Consider the following 23,795-nt stretch of genomic DNA (forward strand, 5'->3'; position numbering starts at 1 on the left):
CTCCGCCAACGTTGGTCGGAAATGCCCGTTCCCCCGTGCTCATCACCTCCGTCCCCGAATGTGCGGGCTGGTCCCCGATGGTTTGTCGGTGGTGGGCCCACGAACTGTGAGCTGCCGGAGATCTCCGGATGTTGCTCGCGCCGCTGGACGTTCATCGGCGTCGGCCGCCGGCCGGTGGACGTCCTCCAGGTGAACACCTGTCGCAGTGGCCGCTCGTGCGGAGTGCGGCCCTCGTTCATGGTGGCAGTGCTCGAACGGAAGTTCGATCTGACTGGCGGGAGATCACGCGGAGAGGTGATCGCGGGGCGGGGAAGGCCCCGGCTCAACCAGCCGGGGGAAGCCGATTCGTTCGTGCTGGCAAGCGAAACGGTCAACCGAGTGGCGCGGTGGGGTGGGCCGGGTCAGCGGCCGTCGATCAGTCGGACGGCGAGGTCTGGGCTGAACTGACCGGCTCGGGTGTCGGGGGCGATGCCGCACGTTCCGTCCGACTCGCCCGGGTTCTTCACCCAGAGCAGCATCTCGACGCCGCTGGCGCCCCCGGCCCTCGTCGGTGTGCCGACCCTACGCCCGGGCGGATTGCACCACGCGCCGCCGGGAGCCGGACCGTTGCCGTTGCGACTGCTGTCGACGACGAGGGCCTTCGTGTAACCGAACCGCGCCTTCAGCGCGGCGTTCACCTTGTCCGCGTAGGACTTCGACTGGGCTGTCGTGTGGTAGTTCGAGACGTTCAGCGCGAAGCCGCGGATGCCCCGCACACCGGCGGCGTGGAGTTCGCCGGCGAGCGTGTCCGGCGCCACCCAACTCGCGTTGCCGGCGTCCAGGTAGGTCCAGGCGTTCCGTGCCGATCGCAGCTTGCCCACCGCGTGCCGGAGAAGGTCGAGTCGGGTCGCGCGCTGGTCGGACGGCACGCAGTCGAGCCGCTGGGCCAAGGCGTCCGGTTCGAGCACGACGACGGCCGGGCGGTCACCGATGCCGGCGACGAAGTCGCTGATCCAGCGCTTGTAGGCGTCCGGGCTGGGAGCGCCGCCGGCGGAGTGGCTGCCGCAGTCGCGGCCGTACATGAAGTAGGGCACCAGGATCGGAAGCCTGTTCTCCCGGTCGGCGGCGCGGACGTAGGCGGACACCGCCGCACGGACGTCGCCGCTCCACTCGCCGAACCACTTCCCCTGGGGCACAGCGGCGACCGCGCTGCTGATCCTGCCCGCGCGAGGGTCGTCGGAGTGTGCCCGCACCCACACCGCGGCCTGCAGATTCGGGTCGGCGTAGAAGCCGTCGGTCATCCTCACCGGGTTCCCCGCGGCGGCGTGGGCACTCGCGAGTGTCGGCAGCCCGGTGACCACGGCGACCGCGAGCGCGGTGACGAGACGACTGATCCTCACTCTGCCTCCCTCCCTCGGGGGCGACGGCGGCGGAAGAGCAGGAAAGACCCCTGACTGTTCCTACCGCTGTTCGGCCGCGAGTTTCCGACGAGGGCCACCGCCTGTTGGTGGCGTGGTCACCTCCACTCGGCACAGCGGACGGGCCGTGGGCCCGGCACGGACCGTGTCCGTCGCCACTCTGACCGTCCCACCACCGGGCACGCTCTGTCCATCAGGTACGCTCAAAGTGCACTGGCATGCGGTTCTCCGCGATCTCGCCATCCCGGCGACGACGACCGGTGCCACCGAAGATCCATTGCGGCGCCCGCACCCGACAGGGCTGTGCGCCAGGCTCGTCCTTGTGATCAGCACCGTGGGCCGGCGCCCGCGGGGCCTCCCCGTGACGTGCCACGTCCCGGAGAGGGCAGACTTGACCACTGATCGTTTTGACCGCACCCTGCGCAAGCCCCGCCACCGCTGGGTCCGCCCGACCGCCTCGGCGGAGCAGGCGCCCGAGCAGCAGCCGGCCGAGCAGGAGCCGACCACGGCGACCCCGGTGACCGAGGTCGCCGACCTGCCCGGTTTCGACGAGCTCGGCCTGCCCGAGGCGTTGGTGCGCGCGCTGCGCGACCGCGGCATCACCCACCCGTTCCCCATCCAGGCCGCGACCCTGCCGGACGCCCTCGCCGGGCACGACGTGCTGGGCCGGGGCCAGACCGGCTCCGGCAAGACGCTGGCCTTCGGCCTGCCGATGCTGGTCCGGCTCGCCGAGGGCGAGAGCCGTCCGCTGCACCCGCGCGGCCTGGTGCTGGTGCCGACCCGCGAGCTCGCGATGCAGGTGCAGGACTCGCTGGCCCCGTTCGCGCGGGCCCTCGGTCTGAGCTGCTCCGTCGTCGTGGGCGGCACCTCGTTCCCGAAGCAGGTCAGCGCGCTGCGGCGCGGGGTCGACCTGCTGATCGCCACGCCCGGTCGGCTCAACGACCACGTCCGCCAGGGCACCTGCGTGCTGGGCGAGGTCGCGATCACCGCGCTGGACGAGGCCGACCACATGGCCGACCTGGGCTTCCTGCCCGACGTGCGGGCCGCGCTGGACCTGGTGGCCCCGGACGGCCAGCGCCTGCTGTTCTCGGCGACCCTCGACGGTGACGTCGACGTCCTGGTGCGGCGTTACCTCGTCGACCCGGTCACGCACTCGGTCGCGCCGCCGGCGGCTAGCGTGCCGACGATGGAGCACCACCTGCTGCTGATCGGCCGGGGCGAGAAGTCGGCGGTCGTGTCGCGGATCGCGGCGCGCGAGGGCCGGACCATCCTGTTCGCCCGCACGCAGCAGGCGGTGGACCGGCTGACGGAGCAGCTCCGCGACGTCGGTGTGCGGGCCCGCGGCCTGCACGGCGGCAAGTCGCAGGCGGTCCGCACCCGGACGCTCGCCGAGTTCCGGGAGGGCCGCAGCCAGGTGCTGGTGGCCACCGACGTCGCCGCGCGCGGCATCCACGTCGACGGCATCGACCTGGTCGTGCACGTGGACCCGCCGAACGACGCGAAGGACTACCTGCACCGCGCGGGCCGGACGGCCCGGGCGGGCGAGGCCGGCACGGTCGTCACGATCGTGCAGCCCAACCAGCGGCGGAAGGTGCAGGCGCTGACCCGGCAGGCCGGGGTGGAGCCGATCAGCACCCGGGTCGCCCCCGAGGACGAGGACCTGGCCCGGATCACCGGGGCGCGGGAGCCCAGCGGGGTTCCGGTCGTGGAGGAGCCGGCGCCGCGTCGGGGCGGCAAGCGGTTCGGCGGCGGCTCCCGGCAGGGTGGTGGCCGGGGCGGCTGGCGCGGGGAGCGCCGGGACCGGGGCGACCACCAGGGCCGGCACGAGCGCGGCGGCGACCGGTCGTGGCGGCGGGACCAGGGCGAGCGGCGGGACCGCGGCCCGCGTCGCGAGTTCGGCGACCGGCACGACCGCCCGGCACGCGAGAGCCACTGACTCCGATCGGGAACAGACGCTGACGACGCTTTTCGGCGTCGGTAGGCAGTAGCGAGACGCTCGGCTGGATCACAGCCGAGCGTCTCGCCGTATTCGGCACGTGGCTGGCCGATCAGCGTTGGATCTCGCGGCGAGCCCTGCACCGCGTCGCTAGCGTCACCGCGCCCCCCACGCGACTGTCCTCTTCGGACAGTCACCCACTCGGGGTTTTCTTCGACCTCCCACCCACCTGAGTGATCACGACGCGTCCGTTTCTGTCGGACCGCGTGCGACGTTGGGAGTGGGGGGTTTCTCCTCCCCACCACACCCTGGGGGAGGGCGCGAGATTTGTGGTCGTCGGGGGACGACAAACACCCGGGGACATCGCCGGCCTGAGGCATCCTCGACAGACAGTCCCGTCCTGGCCTTCCCGCCTTCGCTGGTCATGACCAGCGAGTGACACAGCAAGGGTTGGTCACACCGGCGCCCGCACCGGAAGCCGGTGCGGGCGCCGGTTCGTGGTCTCGGTCAGGGGCGCGGGAGACCGGGCAGCTCGGCCGCCAGGCCCGCGACCGGGCCGATGACGATGATCGCCGGGGGGCGGATGCCCTCCGCCTCGACCGCCTTGCCCAGCTCGCCCAGGGTCGTGCGGACGACCCGCTGGTTGCGGGTGGTGCCCTCCTGGACCACCGCGACCGGCGTGTCCCCGGGGCGGCCGTGGGCCACCAGGGCCTCGGCGAACTCGCCGGCCCGTTCCACGGCCATGAGCAGCACGAGCGTGCCCCGGAGCCGGGCGAGCGCCGGCCAGTCCACCAGGGAGCGGGGGTCGTCGGGCGCCACGTGGCCGGACACCACGACCACCTCGTGCGCGACGCCGCGGTGGGTGACCGGGACGTCGGCCACGGCGGGCACGGCGAAGGCGCTGGTCACCCCCGGGACGACGGTCACCGGCACGCCGGCCTCCACGCAGGCGACCAGCTCCTCGAAGCCCCGGCCGAACAGGTAGGGGTCGCCGCCCTTGAGGCGGACCACGAACCGGCCGGCCAACGCGTGCTCCACCAGGGTCGCGTTGATGAAGTCCTGGCTGGCCGCCCGGCCGTAGGGGATCTTGGTCGCGTCCACGACCTGGACGTGCGGCGGCAGCTCGTCGAGCAGCTCGCGGGGCGCCAGCCGGTCGACGACCACCACGTCGGCCCTGGCGAGCAGGCGGCGGCCGCGGACGGTGACGAGGTCGGGGTCGCCGGGGCCGCCACCCACCAGCGCGACCCCGGGCAGCCGCCCGTCGCCGGGCTCGGCGTGGTCGGCGACGCGTCCCTCGCGCAGGGCGTCGAGGAGCGCGTCCCGGACGGCGGCGGAGCGGCGCGGCCGGCCGCCGGCCAGCACGCCGACCAGCAGACCCTCGTGCTCGCCGGTGGCCGGGGTCACCGCGGTGCCGCCCTCGGCGACGTCGGCCCGCACGCAGAACACCCGCCGTCGCTCGGCCTCGGCGGCGACGGCCGCGTTGACCTGGGCGTCCGGCGTGCAGGCGATGACGTACCAGGCGGCGTCGAGGTCGCCGTCGGCGTAGCGCCGGGGGTGCCACACCAGCTCACCGGCGTCGACCATGCCCTCCACGGCCGGGGTGACGTCGGGGGCGATCACCTCGACCGCGGCGCCGGCCGCGACCAGCCGGGGCAGCCGGCGCTGGGCCACCGTGCCCCCGCCGACCACGACCACCCGACGTCCGGTGAGGTCGAGCCCGGCGAGGTAGTGCTGTTCAACGTGCATGTTCATGAGCATGCCCGCGACCAGCGGAATGTCCATGCTCGCCACCGTGACCGTGGCCACCCGCGGCGCCGTCGCTCCCGGTGCGGCCGGCGCCCGGCAGCGGCCGAACAGCGTTGCGGGGGACCGACGTCCGGTCTCCCCTCGACCGGATGGGGGCGCGGCGCCCGGCCGCGGCGGTGTCGTCCACCACGACGGGGCCGCCCAGAGAGTGGGAAACAGGGGCGCGGGCGCTCAACGCGCGTCCTCCTCGATGTCGTCGTTCCCGAGCGAAGGGTGAACCAGGGGGCCGGACCGCTGCGGGTCGGCCGTGGGCGGGCGGGCCCGGCGAGGCGGTCGCCTCACGCGACGCCCTCCTGGACGGCCGGCGACGGGTAGCGCCGGTCGTACCCGGCGAACCGCCACCACAGCATCGCGCCGCCCCACGTGACGGCGAAGACGCCGGCGATGCAGTAGCCGAACAGCTCGAAGTGCTCCGCGAGGCGGCCGAACCCGCCCAGCCAGGTCACGCCGGCGTGCTCGGCCAGCACTCCCGCCAGGTACACCGACGAGACGAACACGGCGATGACGACCGTGATCGCGGTCGTCGCGGTGTTGTAGAAGAGGGTGCGCACCGGGTTGCGGTAGGCCCAGGAGTAGGCGCGGGTCATCAGCAGCGAGTCGGCGGTGTCGAACGCGCTCATGCCGGCCGCGAACAGCAGCGGCAGGCTCAGCACGGCGAGCAGGGGGAGCCGGCCGCCGCCGGCGCTGGTCGCGGTCATGCCGAGCAGGGTGACCTCGGAGGCCGTCTCCAGGCCCAGGCCCATCAGCAGGCCGACCGGGTACATGTGCCACGAGGAGCGGATCAGGCGGCGCAGGCGGCCGCCGAGCAGCCGGTTGAGCAGGCCGCGGTCGACCAGCACGCGGTCGACCTCGTCGTCGGTGAGCCGACCGTCGCGCACCTGGCGCCACAGCCGGAGCAACGAGCGCAGCACCGCGCCGTTGAGGACCGCGACGAGCAGCAGGAACAGGACGGCCACGACGAGCGCGACGACCCCACCCACCTCCTTGGCCCCGTCCAGTTGGTCCTCCGCGACCGACCCGGCCGCGACGGCGACGAGCAGGGCCAGCACCAGCACGACGGTGGAGTGCCCCATGGCGAAGAAGAACCCGACGCCGACCGGGCGCCGGCCGCGCAGCAGCATCAGCCGCGTGGTGTCGTCGATGGCCGCGATGTGGTCGGCGTCGAAGGCGTGCCGCATGCCGAGCACGTAGGCGAGGGTGCCGGCGCCGGCGAGGCCGCCGGCGACCGCGGGGTCACCGGTGTGGAGCAGGTAGAGGGCGATGCCGAGCACGTGCAGGAGCAGGATCACGCCGATCATGCCGGCGAGCCGCCGGCGTTCGGCGCGGGTCCACGCGCCGCTGGGTGTGCGGGGGAGGGTGACGGCGGACGACGTCATGGGTCCAGACCTCCTGGGGTTCCTCGCCCGAGGGTCGACGGGCACGCGGCCGCGGCGCGGTGCGTGGCCGCGCGGAGTGTCCTGACTCCCGGATCTCGGCGGGGTCCCCGGCCTTCCAGCCCGCGGGGGGCCGTGGCCACGGGTGGGGTCCGCTCCCCGGTCACAGTGGCGGGACCGTCCCGGAATCGCACCGGGTTCCTCCACGTTGGCGGACGCATCCTGGCTGGTCGCGGGCCATGTGGTCAATCCGGTCGATGTCGACGAAAACCGGACGGCAAGCGTTTGCTCACCCGACCGGCCGGCTCACCCCGGAGGGCGGGTGGGCGGTGTCACGACCGGGCGTGGTGGGCGACGACGGCGTGGTCGTCGGTGCCGGGCAGCGGCGCCGGGTGCGGGTGGACGTGGGCCCGCACGAGCCGGTGGACGCCGTGCAGCAGTCGGTGCTCGACCTCGTGGGCGATGCCGTGCGCGGTGAGCAGGCTCGCGTCCCGGTCCACCACGACCGTCAGCTCGGCCAGTCGACCGTGGCCGGACCAGCGCAGCCGGACCTGCTCCACGGCGAGCACGCCGGGTGTGGCGGCGGCGAGCCGGGTGGCGGTCGCCACCGCCTGCGGCTCGACGGCGTCCATGAGCCGACCGAGGACCTGCCGACCGGCGCCGACGAGCACCCACAGGATGGCGGCGGCCACGGCCAGACCCACCGCGGGGTCGACCCAGGGCCAGCCGAGGGCGCCGCCGCCGGCCGCGACCAGCACGGCGAGCGAGGTGAAGCCGTCGGCGCGGGCGTGCAGTCCGTCCGCGACGAGCGCGGCGGAGCCGATGCGCCGGCCCACGCGCACCCGCCAGCGCGCCACGGCCTCGTTGCCGAGGAACCCGACGAGGGCGGCGGCGGCCACCGCCCCCGCGTGCTGGAGCGGCCGGGGCTCGGCGAGGCGGCGGGCCGACTCCACGGCGGCGAGCGCGGCGGAGGCGGCGATCAGCGCGACGACCGCGAGCCCGGCCAGGTCCTCGGCGCGGCCGAAGCCGTAGGTGAACCGGGCGGTGGCGGCACGGCGGCCCAGGGTGAACGCCACGGCGAGCGGCAGGGCGGACAGGGCGTCGGCGGCGTTGTGCAGGGTGTCGGACAGCAACGCCACGGACCCGGTCAGCGCCACCACCACCGCCTGGATCAGCGCGGTGGCCAGCAGAACGGCGAACGATCCCCACAGCGTCCGCAGGCCGGCCCGGCTGGCGACGAGGTGGTCGTCGACCTGGTCGGCCACGTCGTGGGAGTGCGGGGTGAGGAGATGCCGGAGCCGGGCGCCCGCGCCCCGCTGCCGCCCGTGCCCATGGCCGTGACCGTGGCTGTGACGGTGTCCATGTCCATGGTCGTGCTCGTGGTCGTGACTGCGCTCGGGTCCTCGACCGCGCCCGTGCCCGTGGCCCGCCATGTGCCGCAGACTACCGAACACTGTCCATAGTGGACTAAATGCGAACAGGTTGCGGTTACCACATTCTGCCTACTGCACAAGGAATGCCACTGCGCTTCAGCACAGGTCAGATCGTCCGATTGGCCTCTTCCCACCGGCCCGTCGGTCGAGGCCGACCTGACGCGCTCGTTGATTTCCTCGCCAGGAAACAAGAAGAGTTCAGCGCGGCGGCCCCCGCGGAAAGCCGCTTTCGCGGTGTCGTCGTCTGTTGCGGCCGTTGGCCCGCCACTGTCTCGGCGCGGTCAACCTGGTCAGCGTTCCTGACTGGCCGACTCCGTGATTCACCGGGCACGTCCTAGTGGGCTGTCGAACGTCCCTGCTGACGACCTCTTCTCGTCACTCCACCTTCAGTTCTCTCTTTTCCTTACTTCGGAAGGAAAAAGAGGTTCCCCTCTCGTCAGCGCGAGGGGTCGAGGCGGGCGAAGGCGGCGACGAGCTGTTCCTCGGCGTCCAGGAGGTAGCGCTCCATGCGGCCCACCGCCTCCTCCGTCCGGCCCGCCGTGAGCAGGTCGAGGATCGCCCGGTTGCCGGCGACGTAGGGCTCGTGGAAGGTCCGCGGGTCGCCCATGACGTGGAAGGCCAGGCGCAGTTCGGCGAGCAGCCCGGCCACGGCCGCGTCGACCCTGGCGCTGCCGACGAGGCCGGCGATCGCCTGGTGGTAGCGCATGTTGGCGGTGCCGACGTCGACCCAGCGGTCGGCGGCGGCCGCCTCCTCCGCCTCGACCATGGCCCGGCGCACCGCGTCGGTCGCGGCGGCGGAGGCCGAGCGCCAGTACCGCAGCGCGGCGCACTCCACGAGCCGGCGGGCCTGGTAGAGGTCCACCACGTCGTCGACGGTGAGGACGCGCACGAACACGCCGCGGCTGTACTCGTGGACGAGCAGCCGCTCGTGGACCAGCAGGCGGAACGCCTCGCGCAGGGTGTTGCGGGAGACGCCGAGCGCGGAGCCCAGCGCCTCCTCGGACAGCCGCAGGCCCGGGGCGAGCGCGCCTTCGAGGATCTGGGCGCGGAGCAGGTCGGCGACCCGCTGGGCGGTGGACGACCGCTCCAGGCGGCCCCGGTCCGCGACCACCGCGTCGAGCCAGCCCTGGTCCCGCGCGGTCGCCATCGCGTGTCCCACCTCGTCGTGTCCGCCCGTCGGTCGCCGGCCGCGCCCATCGGGTCCGGTGCCCATCGGGTCCAGTGCCTATCAAATCCCGTGCCCGTGAGGGTCGGGGCCCATGGGGCTCGGGCCCCGCGGCGGCCGGGGCCGGCGCGTCCCGGCGCCGGGTGGTGGGCCGAGTCTAGATCGTCGCTGGCCGGGCCGGCGGAACTGGGTATTGAAGGATTGTTCAACGATCCTTAGGGTGTCGTCCACATCACTGAGATGGGCGACGGCCAGCGACTCGACCGCCCGCCCAGCCGGACACCGCGACCCGGTTCCCGGCCCCCCGCACCACCCGACCGCGCCGACGCACGCGCGCGGCTCGGCCCCGTGTCCACGTTTGGGAGGAACGCATGGCCCGTCCCCCTCTGCTGCGGCGGTTGGTGGTCGCCGCGGCGACCGTCGCGCCGCTGCTGGCGTTGCCCGGTATGGCCCAGGCCAGCCCGGAGGCCGGCGCCACCTGCTACGACCCGTCCACCCCGCTGACCGTGCAGGAGCAGCGGCTCGACGACGCGCTGGAGCCGGGCGGCGCGGCGGTCGGCCCGACGCTGGTCCGGCTGGCCGGGTTCGACCGGCAGGTCGACCGGTTCGCCCGGGACCTGTGCCGGGTGCGCACGCCGGGGCAGGCCGACCGGCTGGTCGCCGAGCGGGGGCGCCAGCTCTGGCAGACGGCGGTCGACCGCGCGCAGGGCCGCCGCCCCGACCTCGGCTCGTGGGACCGGTACGACGATCGCCCGCTGTACTGGGCTCGGCTGCACCTGACCAGGGCGGTGCGCCAGTGGCGCGCGCCCTACGCGCTCGACGCCGCGCGGCGGGCCGAGCTGGTCCGCACGGTGGACCGGGCGGCGCGGGGGATCGACTCGGTGCGGCTGCCCGCCAGCCCGCACGTGCGGCGGGTCCTGGTCAGCGGGTTCGACCCGTTCCAGCTCAACGGCCCCGGGGTGCGCATCAGCAACCCCTCGGGCGCGGCGGCGCTGCAACTGGACGGCCGCACGTTCGACACCCCGCGGGGTAGGGTCGTGGTGGAGGCCGTGTCCCTGCCCGTGCTCTGGGGCGGCTTCGACGAGGGCGTCGTGGAGGCGGCCTACGGGCCGTGGCTGCGGGCCGGGCGCCGTCAGGTCGACATGATCACGACGATCAGCCAGGGCCGGCCGGAGCGGTTCGACATCGAGCGCTGGGCGGGTCGCTGGCGGGGCGGGGCCCCGGACAACGACGACGTGCGGACCCGGGGCGCGGTGCCGGACGCCCAGGGCTGGCCGCAGCCGGCCGACGAGTTCATCGAGACCACGCTGCCGCACGAGCGGATGGTCGAGGCCGGCACCGGCCCGTACCGGGTCGTGCTGAACCGCGAGTTCTGCGAGTGGCCGGTGGGCGGGACGCCCGGCGCCGGTCAGAAGGTCTGCCGCTCGGACGAGCCGACGCCGGGCGCGGCGGCGGCCGCCGGTGGCGGCGGCGACTACCTGTCGAACGAGAGCATGTACCGCGCGAACCGGCTCCGGCTGGGGCTGGGCGCCACCGACGTCCGCGGCGGCCACCTGCACGTGCCGGTGCTCGGCCTGCCCGACTCGGGCACGGCGCTCACCGACGACGCCTTCGAGCGGCGTCGGCGGGCCATCGCGGACCAGACCGTGGCCCTGGTCAGGGCCGGCGCGTCCGCCCCGTGAGCCACGGCGGGCGGCGCGGTGGGAGCACCGCCGCGCCGCCCGCCCCTTTTCCCTGGAGGTTGCCCGTGGGCGAGCAGACCACGACGGTCGCCGCCGCCAAGGGCGTGCGCGGCACGCTGCTCGGCGCGATGTTCCTGATGGCCACCAGCGCCATCGGCCCCGGTTTCATCACGCAGACCGCGACGTTCACCGGCCAGCTCGGCGCGGCGTTCGCGTTCGCGATCGTCGCCTCGATCCTGGTCGACCTGGCGGTGCAGCTCAACGTCTGGCGCATCATCGGGGTCTCCGGGCTGCGCGCGCAGGAGCTGGCCAACCGGGTCGTGCCCGGCGCCGGCCACCTGCTGTCGTTCCTGGTGGTGCTGGGCGGGCTGGTGTTCAACATCGGCAACGTCGCCGGCGCCGGCCTGGGCGGCAACGCGCTGCTGGGGGTCGACCCGACCCTGGCCGGCGTGGTGTCGGCGCTGGTCGCGATCGCGGTGTTCGTCAGCAAGCGCGCCGGCGTCGCGATGGACCGCGTGGTCGTCGTGCTCGGCGTGATCATGATCGGGATGACGGCGTACGTGGCCGTGGTGTCCGACCCGCCGGTGGGCAGCGCCCTGCACAACGCCGTGCTGCCGGACAAGGTCGACTTCGCCGCGATCACGACGCTGATCGGCGGCACCGTCGGCGGCTACATCACCTACGCGGGCGCGCACCGGCTCGTCGACTCGGGGGTCAGCGGTCCGGCCGCCGTCCGGCAGATCAGCCGGAGCTCGATCACCGGCATCCTGGTCACCGGCGTGATGCGGGCGCTGCTGTTCCTGGCGGTCCTGGGCGTGGTGGCGGCGGGGGTGCGGCTGTCCGGCTCGAACCCGGCGGCCACCGCGTTCGAGCACGCCGCCGGCCAGGTGGGGCTGCGGATCTTCGGGCTGGTGCTGTGGGCCGCCGCGATCACCTCGGTGATCGGCGCCGCCTACACCTCGGTCTCCTTCCTCACCGGGTCCTCGCGGCGGCTGGCCCGCCACCGCAACAGCCTGGTGATCGGGTTCATCGCGGTGTCCACCACGGTCTTCGTCCTCGCCGGGCAGGCGCCGGTGACGTTGCTGGTGTTCGCGGGCGCGTTCAACGGCCTGATCCTGCCGGTGGGCCTGGGCCTGCTGCTGTGGGTCGCCGCGCGGCGGCGGGACCTGATGCGCGGGTACCGGTACCCGCGGTGGCTGGTCGTGCTGGGCGTGCTGGCCTGGCTGGTGACGGTGTACCTGGGGTGGAAGTCCCTGGGTTCGCTGGGCGACCTGTGGAAGTGACGGAGGAACGGGACATGAACGACACCGACAGCACCAACGGGATCGCCGCCATCGACCTCAACGCCGATCTCGGCGAGGGCTTCGGGAACTGGCGGATGGGCGACGACGCCGCTCTGCTCGACGTCGTCACCAGCGCGAACGTGGCGTGCGGCTTCCACGCCGGCGACCCGCTGACGATGCGGCGCACCTGCCAGCTCGCGGCCGAGCGGGGAGTCAGCGTCGGGGCGCACGTGGGCTACCGGGACCTGGCCGGCTTCGGCCGGCGGTTCGTGGACGTGGCGCCGGAGGAGCTGGCGGCCGACGTGCTCTACCAGCTCGGCGCGTTGGACGCCTGCGCCAGGGCGGCCGGGACCCGCGTGCGGTACGTCAAGCCGCACGGCGCGCTCTACAACACGGTGGTGCACCACGAGGAGCAGGCCGCGGCCGTGGTGGCGGCGGTGCGGGACTTCGACCCGGCGCTGCCGGTGCTGGGCCTGCCGGGCGCGGTGTGGCTGCGGATGGCCGCCGAGGCCGGACTGCCGGTGCGGCACGAGGCGTTCGCCGACCGCGCCTACACGGGCGACGGCACGCTGGTGTCCCGGCGCGAGCCGGGCGCGGTGCTGCACGACCCGGAGCTGATCGCCGAGCGCGGCCTGCTGCTGGCCACGCGGGGCGAGGTCGTGGCCGCCGACGGCGCTGTGGTGCGGCTGCGCGCCGACTCGATCTGCGTGCACGGGGACACGCCGGGCGCGGTCGAGGCGGCCAGGCGGCTGCGGGCCGAGTTGGAGCGGGCCGGCGTGCGCCCCACGGCGTTCGCGGCATGACACGAGGGTCCACTGTGGACGTTCGACTGCTGCCATGCGGGGACCGGGCGCTGTTGGTGGAGGTGGCCGACAGCGCGCACGTCGTCGGCCTGTACGCGGCGTTGCGCGCCGCTCCCCCGCCCGGTGTGGTCGACATGGTGCCCGCGGCGCGGACGCTGTTGTTGCGCCTCGGCCCGGACGAGACCGATCTGCGCGCGGTGGCCGAGGCGGTGCGCCGGGCCGAGCCGCTGTGGGACCAGCGGGCGAGCGCGCACCGGGTGGAGGTCCCGGTGCGGTACGACGGCGAGGACCTCGCCGAGGTCGCCCGGTTGACCGGGCTGACCGAACGGGAGGTTGTCGCCGCGCACACCGGGTCCGAGTGGACCGTGGCGTTCTGCGGTTTCGCGCCGGGTTTCGGCTACCTGACCGGCGGCGACCCTCGGCTCCGGGTGCCGAGGCGCGCGGTGCCCCGGACCCGGGTTCCGGCCGGCTCGGTCGGGTTGGCCGGGGAGTACAGCGGGGTGTACCCGCGGGTCTCGCCGGGCGGGTGGCAGCTCATCGGCCGGACCGACCTCGTCGTGTGGCAGGTCGACCGGGATCCCCCCGCCCTGTTGCGCCCCGGCGCCACCGTGCGGTTCGTGGAGGTGTCGTGAAACGGCTCGACGTGATCTCCCCCGGCGTCCTGGCCACGGTGCAGGACCTCGGGCGCCCCGGCCTGGCCGGACTGGGCGTCGGCTGGTCCGGCGCGGCCGACCGGGCCGCCCTCCGCCTGGCCAACCGGCTGGCCGGCAACGCCGAGGGCGCGCCGGCGGTCGAGGTGACCTTCGGCGGCCTGGTGGTGCGAGCGGTGGACCCGCTCGTGGTGGTGGTGACCGGCGCGGTCTGCCCGATCACCGTCGACGGCCGGCCCGAGCCGGTCAACACCGTGCTGCGGCTGCGCGCCGGAGCGGAACTGCGGCTCGGCCAGCCCAGTCGCGGCCTCCGCAGCTACCTGGCGGTGCGCGGCGGGCTCGACCTGCCCACCGTGCTCGGCTCGGCGTCCACGGACGTGCTCGCCGGGATCGGGCCGCGGTCGCTGGCGGCCGGTGACGTGCTGCGGGTCGCCGAACCTCGGCACCCGCTGTCCGATGTGGACTTCGCGCCGGTTCCCCAGCCACGGGACGACGAGCTGGAGCTGCGGGTCTGGCTGGGCCCCCGCGACGACTGGTTCACGGCGGAGGCGGTGGCGGCGCTGGGCCGGGAGCCGTTCGAGGTGACCTCGGACAGCGACCGCGTGGGAATGCGGCTGGCGGGCCCCGTGCTGGACCGCCACCGCGAGGGCGAGCTGCCGAGCGAGGGGACGGTGCGGGGCGCCCTCCAGGTGCCGCCCTCCGGCCACCCGACCCTGTTCCTCGCCGACCACCCGGTGACGGGCGGCTATCCGGTCATCGCGGTCGTCCTGGCCGACGACGTGGATCGCGCGGCGCAGGCACGTCCCGGCACCCGGCTCCGGTTCCGCGTCGTCCCCCGCACCTGGTAGCACTCGATCGACGCGGGACGACAACGGATCTCGTAGTCGTCCACGGCTCCGAAGTGCTCGCGGAGATCCGAACGGACGTGGTGGACCGCCGGCTCCCACCCGGAAACCGGCGGCCACCCGCGACTGGGCCACCCGCGAGTGGCGCGGCCACGACGCGATCCGACCGGCGCCGCGCCGCCCACGCGCGACGAGGCTCGGTGGCGGAAGCACTCGTGGCCTTGGACGCCACCAGTCCGAACCGAGTCCTCGAACCAAGGCCTCGAACCGAGGCCGAGGCGCTGGTCCGGGTCGCCTCGTCGCCGCGCGCTCAGTCGATGACCGCGGTGGCCTCGACCTCGACCAGGAGGTCGGGCTCGGCCAGCGCGGCGACGCCCACCAACGTGCTCGGCGGGACCGGGGTGACCCCCAGCTTCGCGCAGGCCCGCGCGCGCCCCTCCAGGAACAGGGGCATCTTGTCGGGGGTCCAGTCGACGACGTGGACGGTCAGTTTCGCCACGTCGTCGAAGGAACCGCCGACCTCGGCCAGCGCGGTGTGGACGTTGAGGTAGCACTGCTCGACCTGGGCGGCGAGGTCTCCCTCGCCGACCGTGCGCCCCTCGGCGTCCCAGGCGACCTGGCCGGCGACGAAGACCAGCTTCGACCCGGTGGCCACGGACACCTGCCGGTAGACGTCGATCTTCGACAGTCCCTCGGGATTCACCAGGGTGATGGCCACGCCGACTCCTCCGAGTGAGAGATCGTGGGCCTCCGGAAACCCCCGAGGCCTCTCCACCAGGAGGCTACTCAGCCAGATCCAGCCGGTTTTCCCTGCACGCCAACGCGACCATCCCGCAGGACCGGCTCGACGCGCGCGAGCGGCCTTGGCGGTGGGGGCCACCCGCCTCCAGGACGGATGGCGCCGCGCACTGTCCACAGAGGACTCGCTGAGGACTTGCCGAGGACTTCCAGTCCCGTCGGTCACGCCTCGCGCGCTGGCCGCTCGACGGTGAACAGGTAACAGCCGGCATCGGCGCTCCTGGCGTGGACGTAGCTGACCTCGGGCCGCGCGAACATGTCGGCGATCGTCTCCGCCGCGTTGTTGTCCACCTGCCGCTCACTCACGAGCCGGCGGCCGTCGCCGTACGCCTGGAAAGTCATGGGCTTGTCGACGAAGTACGGCGGCAGCGGCTCGTCCGGCGCGTAGCGCTCGCACTCGACCGCGTGGACGTAGATCGGTCCCGGGAGCGGCGGGGTGGCCCGCCCCCGGAACGCGTCGTAGGTGAACAACAGGCGTGGTTCGTCGGCCTCGAAGCGGCGGAGACACGTCCGGCAGGGCGCGCCGGCGGGGTGCTTCTCCTCCAGCCAGGCGGGATGGCCGTAGTCGGGCGCCCGGTGGGTGCGGCGGACCTCCTCGACCACCTCCGGGGAAAGGGCGACGACACGGTAGTCGGACATGCTTGCTCCTTCCTGGTCGGACAGAACAAGCGTGGCGACGAAGCCCGCGACGTGCTGGCGGATAACGGACTTCGCGTTGCCCTGACGCGAGATCAGGGGCCGGTCGGGGGAACCGTGACCATGTGTCCGGCCACCAAAGCGGTGCGGGACGACCCGACGATCACAGTGTCCCCGGAGCCCCCGGAGCCCCCGGAGTCCATTTCGGACGGAACGAGGTCGACGAGGAGAACGGTCCTGACCCGCTGGTCCGCGTCCTCCGCTCGACTCACCAACCCGACGGGCGTGGTGGGCGGCCGATGGGCCCGCAGGATCTCCAGCGCCCTGCCCCACCGCCCGTCGCGGTCCGGCACGCCGGGGAAGCAGACCACCAGGTCGCCCTCGGCCACCGCCCGCACCCGGCGCTCGACGACCTCCCACGGGACGCGGGGGTCGGACAGGTCGATCACCGCGTGGTCGTCGGCCAGGGGCGCGCCGAGCAGGGCCGCCGCCGCGAGCGCCGCGCTGACGCCGGGAACCGCGACGAGCTCGGCGTCCGCGCCGACCTGCTCCAACGCGGGCCCCGTCACCCGCCCCAGCTCGGTGTCCCCGGAGACGACGAGCGCGACGGCCGCGCCGTTGGCCGCCAGTTCGGCGGCCGCGCGGGCCCGCGCCTCCTCCGCGCCGGGGCCGCTCGCCCGGACCCGGGCGCCCGGCCGCAGGAGGTGGCGCACCCGGTCGACGTCCCGGTCGAGGCCCACCAGCACGGCCGCCCTGCGGAGCTCGGCCTCGACGCGCGGGGCGCGCGGGTCCGCGGCGTCCGGACCGAGCCCGAGCACCGCCAGCCGGCCCCGGGGCCGGACCCGCGCGACCGCCACGGTGACCGCCGCTCCCCTGATCTTGTCGACCACCAGCTCGACGGCGCCGCCGCCGGCCAGCTCGGCCGCGCCGCGCAACGCGGCGGCCTCGGCGACACTGGGCGTCCCGGTGCGGGCGCGCACCTCCTCGTCCGGGTTCGGAACGTCCACTTCGGACAGTTCGGCTGCCGGGTACCGCAGGAGGGGCAGCGCGCTGTCCGCGTTCCAGAACCCGTGGTCCTCCACCGCCTCGACGATGCCCTGTTCCGCGGCCTTGGTGTCGATGGTGGCGAACGCGCGCACCGCGCCCAGGTCGAAGCCGTGCTCGCTCTCCACGAGGGACAACGCGGTGGTGACGGCGCTGGTCGACACCCCGGTGGACGAGCCGACGCCGACCACGAGGGTCCTGGGCACGAGCCGCAGCAACGCGCCCTCGGTCGGCCGCACGGGATGTCCGGGCCACTCGGCCGCCTGCTCGGCGGACACCGGGATCCGGTCGTCCACCAGGACCGTCCACTCAGGACTGTCGACGTCCGCCGCGACGGTGGAGGGCAGCGCGGGCAACGGGAAGCGCATCGGGTTGACCAGCCGCACGGGCGCGCCGGCGGCCACCGCCGCGCCGCAGGCGGCGAGATCGCCGTCGACCTCGGCGTCCAGCAGCTCGACCAGCTCGTCCAGCGGGGACGTGCCGACCGCGTCGCCGCCGGCGCTGACCACGGCGGCGCCGCCGAGCACCTCGGCCACCCGCTCGGCGAGGGTGTCGGCGCCGCCCGCGTGGCCGCCGGCCAGCGCGATGGCCAGCCCCCGCGCCTCGTCGACGCACACGACGCCGGGGTCGGTGTGCTCGTCCACCAGGAGGGGCGCGACCAGCCGCACGGTCGCGGCGGGGCCGAGGAGGAACACCGCCGCGCCCAGCCGCGGCCACAGCCGGTGCAGCGCGGCGCGGACCGGCCCGTCGACGACCACCGCGTCCGGTCCGAGCCGCGCGGCGAGTTCGGCGGCGCTCCGCCGGCCGGCGGGGGTGCCGGCGAACACTCCGATCACGAGCTGGTCATCCCCTGTTCGTTCCGTCCGAAGCCCCAGACCAGGAACACCGGGTTCGTCGCGGCGAGCCCGGTCGTGCCGTCGGGCAGGTCGGCCATCCGGGAGACGGAGAGCTGGCAGCCCGCCACCCGGTACCCGGCCGCGCGCAACGCCTCTCGCGTCGGGCCGAGCTGGTCGAAGGCGGCCAGCGGGACGACGACGCGCGCCGCGCCGAGGCCGGCGCAGGCCGCGACCACCTCGGGTCCGCCACCGCCGACGAACACCGCGTCGGGCCGGGGCAGACCGGCGAAGGCGTGCGGCGCCTCGTCCTCGACGACCCGGACGTCGACCTGGTGCGTGCCCGCGTTGGCGACGACCCGCACGCACTGCACGGGGTCCCGCTCGATCGCGATCACCGCCGCGCCCATCCGCGCGCACTCCACCGCGACCGAGCCCGATCCCGCGCCCACGTCCCACACGAGCGCGCCGGGGCGCGGTGCGAGCCGGGCCAACGCCACCGCGCGCACCTCGGCCGGCGTGACCGCCCCGTCGCGGTGCGCGAACGCGTCGTCGGACAGGGCCCACCCACCCCGCGGCGGGGTCGGCTCTCCCCCGCGGTGCCATCCGCTCGGGGGGACCGCGTCGGGGTCGGCCAGGCAGAGCAGGACGCCGGGATCGCGCCAGTCACGGCGCGCGGCCTCCTCGGGGTCCACCGTGGTCACCCGCTCGTCGGCGCCGCCGAGGTCCTCCACCACGACCAGGGCGCGACGCCAGCCGACGAGGCCGGCGCCGATCTCGGCCGGGCCCGCGCCGGGCGCGGTCAGCACGGCCACGGCGGGGCGGGCGCGGCAGACGTTGAGGGCCCGGCGCCGGTCCTGTCCGTGCGCGCTGACCACGACGACGTCGTCGCCGGGCCGGCCGAGGCGGGCCAGCAGGCGCCGCACGTCGGAGACCGCCGGCACGACGGCCGGGCGGATGCCCCTGGCGCGCAGGGAGCGCAGCGTTCCGTGGAGGTCGGGGTCGCCGGCGACGAGCACGGCGACCGGCTGTCCGGCGGCGGCGACGCGCTCGATCTCGTCGAGGGCTGCCGGCCGGGGGTCCAGCTCGATTGCCCGTGCCCCTGCGGGGGCGTACCGCGCCAGGTGGTCCCGACCGCCCACCACCACCTCGGCCCGCTCCAGGGCGGCCGAGGCGGGCGGCGGCAGCGCTCCGCCGTCGATCCCGATCACCGTCACCGTCATGCCGTCCCTCACCCCGCCTCGGTCGGACCCGCTCGCCGGTGAAGTCCACCATGCCGGGTCCGGCGGGCTGTCGGCGGCCGTGGCCCTCGGGGCGCTCCGGCAGGTCAGGCCGCCCCGGCCACTCGCGGTCACGTCCGAATCACTCGGAGTCCACGAACCGGGCGCTCGCCGGCCGGTCCCGTCGGCCGCCGTCCCGCACGCGCCCTCGACTGTCCACAGAGGACAGTGCCGAAGCCGCTCACCGCCAGCGCCGCCCAGGCCGGCGCCAACCACCCCGCCCCAGGTCAGCCCCCACCCGTCCCGGGGGGCGAGCCCCGCTCCAGCCTATCGACCCACGGCCGGCGGCGACACGAACACAGGAGTCGCTGTGGACAACCGACAAGCCTGTGGACAACTCCGTTCCCGAACGGAGGACAGCGAACAGGATCGACACCTCGGTGTGGTCCGCTGGAAGGTTGCCCACACCGGCGAGAACCCGACACCACAAGGGAAACGGCCCTCCGACAGTCGCCCCAGACGGTCGCCCCGGACAGAGGCCGCCGGTGTCGGCGTGACCACAAGGTCCACACCCACACCGGCGGCCTGACTGCCACGAGCTTCCAGCCGTCGACCAGAAGCGAGCCGGGACGGCTAGTTCGCGGAGGAAGCCCCGCGACCGCGCACCGCCCGACCGCCCTTCTTCGTCGCGCGGGCCTTCGCGGCCGGCGGCTCAGCCGGCTCCACGGCCGCCTCCGCAGCGGGCTCCTCGGCGACCTTCACCACGCGGCTGCGCACGGTCCTGGCCGTCGCGCCCTTCTTCCGCTCGCCCCTGGCCGCCTCGGCGGCCTCACCCGCGTTGGCGCGACGGGCTCGCGTGGCCGTCACCCGCGCCGTCACCCGCCCGGCCGAGCTGGTCGCGGCGGCGACCCGGCCGGCCGGCTTCGCGGCGGTCGCCTCCGCCTCGCCCGCGCCCGGCGGCTCCGGCGACACCTCATCGGCCACCTCGGCCACCTCAACCCCCGAAGGGACCACCACGTCGTCCGCCGCGACGGCCGAAGGGGTCACGGACTCCGCGACCACCGACCCGGGCACGACAGCGGTCACCACGGCCTCGGTGTCCACAATGGACAGATCAGGCGCGCCCGGCGTTCCCTGCTTCGCCACGGCCTCGGCGGTCTCAACGACCTCGACCACCTCAGCCGTCCTGGCCACCCCAGCCGCCTGCGTCACCTGGGCAACCTCGGCCACCACCGGGGCCACCACCGGCTCGCCACCCTCGACCGCCGCGTCTTGGCCCACGTCGAACAACGTCCGCGGCTCCACCGCACGACGCGTGACCCGGGACCGAGCGGACCGCCCGCCGGTCCTGGCGTTCTCCTGCCAGTTCCGCACCGCCCACCACGCGGTCTCCGCGTCCGGCTGCCCCGGGCGGGGCCGACCGGCCTCCGTCCGGCGCGGCTCGTCGTCCCGCCGGTCGCTGGTCGTCACCCGGCCCGTCGCCGACGTGCTCCGCCGCTGTCCCAACCGGCGCTGCGGTCGACGCGCGCCGGGATCGGCCTTGCGGTAGCCGGTCGCGCCGCCGGACTGGTACTGCCGCGAGCGCGAGCCGCCGGCGGCCATGGCCCTGCCGATCAGGAACAGCGTGTGCCGCCACAACTTGTGCGCCTTGACCGTCTCCTCCAGCTCGCCGAGCGTGGTGTGCAGCACCAGCTCGTCCGGCCAGGTCGCCTTGGAGGCGACGACGACGGGCGTGTCCTCGGCGCAGCCGCCGGCGCGCAGCTCCTCGACGAGCTGCGCGGTGCGCGCGGCGGACAGCGAGACCGCCAGGGTCGTGCCGTGCCGGGCGAGGTCGCGGACGCGCTCCTGGTCCGGCAGCGCGCCGCCGCCCTCCAGCCGGGTCAGCACGACCGACTGCGTGCCCTCCGCCGGGGTCAGCTCCCGGCCGACCGCCGCGGCCACCGCCGAGACCGGCGTCACGCCGGGCACGATCTCGACCTCCAGGCCGAGTCGGCGGCAGGCGTCGTGCTGGTCGCGCACCGCGCCCCACAGCGTCGGGTCGCCGGAGTGCAGCCGGACCACCCGGAGCCGGTCGCGGACCGCCCTGCGGTAGATCTCCAGGACGTCGTCCTCACCAACCCGGGAGGAGTCGACGATCTCGGCGTCCGGCCGGGCGTGCTCCCGGACGCACTCGGCCGCGACGTGGGCCGGGGACCACACCACGACGTCGGCCTCGGCGATGCGCCGGGCGGCACGCACCGTGACGAGGTCGGCGGCTCCGGGTCCCGCGCCGAGGAAGGAGACCCGCCCGACGCGGGCGGTCGGCTCGTCGGCGTCGCTCACAACTGCTCCCCTCTCCCACGCCGGTGCGGGAGGACGACGGTGGACGGGTGGGGCACGGGGGCGCGGCTCGGGAACCGACGACGGAGAGCTCGGTGCGGACAGCGCGGCGACGCGTGGACGTCACGCCGAGGACCTGCGGTTTCCCGGTCCGGCGCCCCACCGCCGACGACCACGTCGCGGACCGCCGCGAGGCGCCGCCCGCCCCCATGTCGACCACGACCGTACCGCCCCTGGCGATCATCGTCCGCACCCCGGGCCCGCCTCCGCCGGACCGCTGTCGCGACGCGGCGCGGGACGGGTGCGCCACCCCACGAGCGCCGCTGCCTGCGGCGGCGCGCCTCCGATCATCCGCCGGCATGATCACGTCGAAGCCGATCACGGACGGTGTTCGGGGACCGTCGTCCGGCGGACGCCCGACAGGTCCACTCGATCGGACGAATGTGCACTTCCTGCCTTGACAGGACAGTCCCGACGCGGAGCAGTCACTCCGGTCAGTGTCACGAAGCAGGGGGTCACGAAGCGGGGGGTCACGAAGCGGGGAGGTCAGGAAGCGGGGGTCAGGACGCTGAGCGCCAGGGAGCGGTGCGGGCGCACCGGGACACGAACCGGGCCACGGCCTCGGGGGCGCCAGCCGGGTGCGTGTGCAGGTACGAGGCGTGGACGCCTCGCCAGACGAACCCCTCGGAAACCGCGTGACCCACGGCGCTCCGCCAGTGCCACGCGGGCGTCGCGCTCTGCCCGGGTTCGAGCACGGTCCGGTGGAACTCGTGGCCGCTGACCCGCGCACCGACGGGGTGCAACGCGGAGTCCGCTCCCGCGACCGCGTCCCGGTAGCCGAGCGTCAACCGCTCCGTCATGCGGCCCCGTGCGTCGAGCACCCCGCACATCGGCTGGCCGTCCAGCTCGGCGGCCAGGTAGAGCAGGCCCCCGCACTCGGCGTGGACCGGTCCCCCGGCCGCGGCGAACCGCGCCACCTCGGCCCGCAACGCGGCGTTGCCGGCGAGCTCGGCCGCGTGCTGCTCGGGAAATCCACCGGGCAGCACGAGACCGGAGGTCCGCTCGGGCAGCCGCTCGTCCCGCAGCGGGTCGACGACCACGACCTCGGCGCCGGCCGCCGTGAGCAGCTCGGCGTGCTCGGCGTAGCCGAAGGTGAACGCCGAGCCCCCGGCGACCGCGACGACCGGCCGGCCGGCCGTCGGCGTTCCCACCTCCAGCGCGGGGTCCCAGGCCGCACCGGGAAGCTCCGGCGCCGCCTCGGCCAGCCGGACCACCGCGTCCAGGTCGACCGCGGCCTCGACCAGGTCGGCCATGGCGGCCACCGCGCGGCGCGCGGCCGACCCGCCCTCGGCGGCGGTGACCAGGCCGAGGTGCCGGGAGGGCACCTCCAACGCGGCGTGCCGGCCGAGCACCCCGAGGACGGGCAGGCCGACCTCGTCGCACGCCTCGCGCAGCACCCGCTCGTGGTGCTCGGAGCCGACGCGGTTGAGCACCACCCCAGCCAGCCGCACGGCGGGGTCGAAGCCGCGGAAGCCGTGCAGCAGCGCGGCGAGGCTCCGGCTCTGCCCCCTGGCGTCGACGACCAGCACCACCGGCGCGGCGAGCAGCGTCGCGAGGTGGGCGGTGGAGGCGTACCCGCGGGTGCCCGAGCGGCCGTCGAACAGGCCCATCACGCCCTCGACCACCGCGAGGTCGGCGCCCGCGGCCCCGTGCGCGAACAGCGGGCCGACCCGGTCCTCCCCGACCAGCACCGGGTCGAGGTTGCGGCCGGGCCGGCCCGCCGCCAGCGCGTGGTAGCCGGGGTCGATGTAGTCCGGGCCGACCTTGAACGGCGCGACCGCACGGCCCCGCCGCCGCAACGCCGCCACCAGGCCGGTCGCGACGGTGGTCTTGCCGCTGCCCGACGCGGGCGCGGCGACCACCACCCGCGGGATCACCACTCGATGCCCCTCTGCCCCTTCTGCCCGTTGTCCATCGGGTGCCTGACCTTGGTCATCTCCACCACCAGGTCGGCGGCGTCGACCAGGGCCTGCGGGGCGTCCCTGCCGGTGATCACGACGTGCTGGTGGCCGGGGCGGTCGCGCAGCGTCGCCACCACCTCGTCGACGTCCACCCAGCCCCACTTCAGCGGGTAGGTGAACTCGTCGAGCACGTAGAGGGTGTGCCGCTGCTCGGCGAGCCGGCGGGCGATCTCCCGCCAGCCCTCGCGGGCCGCGGCGGCGTGGTCCTCCTCGGTGCCCTGCTTGCGGGACCACGACCAGCCCTCGCCCATCTTGTGCCACTCCACCGGGCCGCCCTCGCCGGTGGCCTCGTGCAGCCGGCCCAGCGCGCGGAAGGCGTTCTCCTCGCCCACCTTCCACTTGGCGGACTTCACGAACTGGAACACGCCGATGTCCCAGCCCTGGTTCCAGCCCCGCAGGGCGAGGCCGAAGGCGGCGGTCGACTTGCCCTTCATCTGTCCGGTGTGCACCACGACCAGCGGTCGGTTGCGGCGCTGGCGGGTGGTCATCCCGTCGGCCGGCACCACGGTCGGTTTGCCCTGCGGCATAAGAACGTCCTCCTCCACGCGACG

The 23,795-nt window shown here is 74.9% G+C and carries 18 protein-coding genes and 1 riboswitch; of the genes, 6 read left to right on the top strand and 12 right to left on the bottom strand.

All coding sequences use genetic code 11. The features are described from left to right. Positions 1-401 precede the first annotated feature (401 nt). Positions 402-1,379, bottom strand: coding sequence for a glycoside hydrolase family 6 protein (locus BUE43_RS10935; RefSeq protein WP_073481696.1), 978 nt, complete (start codon positions 1,377-1,379; stop codon positions 402-404). Between the two features lie 409 nt (positions 1,380-1,788). Between BUE43_RS10935 and BUE43_RS10940 the strand changes: the two genes are divergently transcribed. Next, on the top strand, positions 1,789-3,333 hold the full coding sequence (locus BUE43_RS10940) for a DEAD/DEAH box helicase (RefSeq protein WP_407697111.1): 1,545 nt from the start codon (positions 1,789-1,791) through the stop codon (positions 3,331-3,333). Between the two features lie 507 nt (positions 3,334-3,840). Here BUE43_RS10940 and cobA read toward each other — a convergent pair. The 4 genes from cobA to BUE43_RS10960 form a co-directional block, all read right to left on the bottom strand. Continuing rightward, positions 3,841-5,079 carry a uroporphyrinogen-III C-methyltransferase gene (cobA, locus tag BUE43_RS10945; RefSeq protein ID WP_073482626.1) on the bottom strand — a complete coding sequence of 413 codons (1,239 nt, stop codon included), beginning with the start codon at positions 5,077-5,079 and terminating at the stop codon, positions 3,841-3,843. A 338-nt stretch (positions 5,080-5,417) separates the two neighbouring features. Beyond that, positions 5,418-6,515 carry a HoxN/HupN/NixA family nickel/cobalt transporter gene (locus BUE43_RS10950; protein ID WP_073481699.1) on the bottom strand — a complete coding sequence of 366 codons (1,098 nt, stop codon included), beginning with the start codon at positions 6,513-6,515 and terminating at the stop codon, positions 5,418-5,420. 75 nt (positions 6,516-6,590) lie between these two features. Next, a riboswitch (cobalamin riboswitch) is annotated at positions 6,591-6,715 on the bottom strand. Between the two features lie 129 nt (positions 6,716-6,844). Beyond that, positions 6,845-7,777, bottom strand: a complete 933-nt coding sequence (locus tag BUE43_RS10955; RefSeq protein WP_234995655.1) for a cation diffusion facilitator family transporter — start codon at positions 7,775-7,777, stop codon at positions 6,845-6,847. A gap of 604 nt (positions 7,778-8,381) precedes the next feature. Next, positions 8,382-9,092 (bottom strand): GntR family transcriptional regulator, encoded by a 711-nt coding sequence (locus tag BUE43_RS10960; protein WP_073482629.1) that lies wholly within the window; start codon positions 9,090-9,092, stop codon positions 8,382-8,384. A 389-nt stretch (positions 9,093-9,481) separates the two neighbouring features. Between BUE43_RS10960 and BUE43_RS10965 the strand changes: the two genes are divergently transcribed. From BUE43_RS10965 to BUE43_RS10985, 5 genes are all read left to right on the top strand, one after another. Beyond that, complete coding sequence (locus BUE43_RS10965; RefSeq protein WP_073481704.1) at positions 9,482-10,792, top strand: C15 family peptidase; 1,311 nt, start codon at positions 9,482-9,484, stop codon at positions 10,790-10,792. A 65-nt stretch (positions 10,793-10,857) separates the two neighbouring features. Continuing rightward, positions 10,858-12,075, top strand: a complete 1,218-nt coding sequence (locus BUE43_RS10970; protein ID WP_073481706.1) for an NRAMP family divalent metal transporter — start codon at positions 10,858-10,860, stop codon at positions 12,073-12,075. A gap of 14 nt (positions 12,076-12,089) precedes the next feature. Further along, positions 12,090-12,878 carry a LamB/YcsF family protein gene (locus tag BUE43_RS10975; RefSeq protein ID WP_073481709.1) on the top strand — a complete coding sequence of 263 codons (789 nt, stop codon included), beginning with the start codon at positions 12,090-12,092 and terminating at the stop codon, positions 12,876-12,878. Beyond that, on the top strand, positions 12,875-13,510 hold the full coding sequence (gene pxpB, locus BUE43_RS10980) for a 5-oxoprolinase subunit PxpB (RefSeq protein ID WP_073481711.1): 636 nt from the start codon (positions 12,875-12,877) through the stop codon (positions 13,508-13,510). Before BUE43_RS10975 ends, pxpB begins: the two co-directional genes overlap by 4 nt. Continuing rightward, positions 13,507-14,376, top strand: a complete 870-nt coding sequence (locus BUE43_RS10985) for a 5-oxoprolinase subunit C family protein (RefSeq protein WP_073481715.1) — start codon at positions 13,507-13,509, stop codon at positions 14,374-14,376. Before pxpB ends, BUE43_RS10985 begins: the two co-directional genes overlap by 4 nt. A 307-nt stretch (positions 14,377-14,683) precedes the next feature. Here the strand turns inward: BUE43_RS10985 and BUE43_RS10990 are convergent, their stop codons facing one another. From BUE43_RS10990 to cobO, 7 genes are all read right to left on the bottom strand, one after another. Then, entirely contained in the window at positions 14,684-15,091 is a 408-nt protein-coding gene (locus BUE43_RS10990; RefSeq protein ID WP_073481718.1) for a RidA family protein, read from the bottom strand. 242 nt (positions 15,092-15,333) lie between these two features. Beyond that, positions 15,334-15,810: a DUF1203 domain-containing protein gene (locus tag BUE43_RS10995; RefSeq protein WP_073481720.1), complete on the bottom strand. Its 477-nt coding sequence runs from the start codon at positions 15,808-15,810 to the stop codon at positions 15,334-15,336. A 92-nt stretch (positions 15,811-15,902) separates the two neighbouring features. Then, a complete protein-coding gene (locus BUE43_RS11000; protein ID WP_073481723.1) occupies positions 15,903-17,687 on the bottom strand; it encodes a cobalamin biosynthesis protein in 1,785 nt (594 codons plus the stop codon). Then, a complete protein-coding gene (gene cbiE, locus BUE43_RS11005; protein WP_073481726.1) occupies positions 17,684-18,907 on the bottom strand; it encodes a precorrin-6y C5,15-methyltransferase (decarboxylating) subunit CbiE in 1,224 nt (407 codons plus the stop codon). The genes BUE43_RS11000 and cbiE overlap by 4 nt, the downstream gene beginning before the upstream one ends. A gap of 630 nt (positions 18,908-19,537) precedes the next feature. Then, positions 19,538-21,226, bottom strand: coding sequence for a cobalt-precorrin-4/precorrin-4 C(11)-methyltransferase (locus tag BUE43_RS11010; protein ID WP_073481729.1), 1,689 nt, complete (start codon positions 21,224-21,226; stop codon positions 19,538-19,540). 557 nt (positions 21,227-21,783) lie between these two features. Next, entirely contained in the window at positions 21,784-23,160 is a 1,377-nt protein-coding gene (locus tag BUE43_RS11015; RefSeq protein ID WP_073482631.1) for a cobyrinic acid a,c-diamide synthase CobB, read from the bottom strand. Further along, the gene (gene cobO / locus BUE43_RS11020; RefSeq protein ID WP_073481731.1) at positions 23,157-23,771 is read right to left on the bottom strand and encodes a cob(I)yrinic acid a,c-diamide adenosyltransferase; all 615 of its coding nucleotides are present in this window, start codon (positions 23,769-23,771) and stop codon (positions 23,157-23,159) included. Before cobO ends, BUE43_RS11015 begins: the two co-directional genes overlap by 4 nt. Between the last annotated feature and the right edge of the window lie 24 nt (positions 23,772-23,795).

Origin of the sequence: Streptoalloteichus hindustanus, assembly GCF_900129375.1 — a bacterium.
GTDB lineage: Bacteria > Actinomycetota > Actinomycetes > Mycobacteriales > Pseudonocardiaceae > Streptoalloteichus > Streptoalloteichus hindustanus.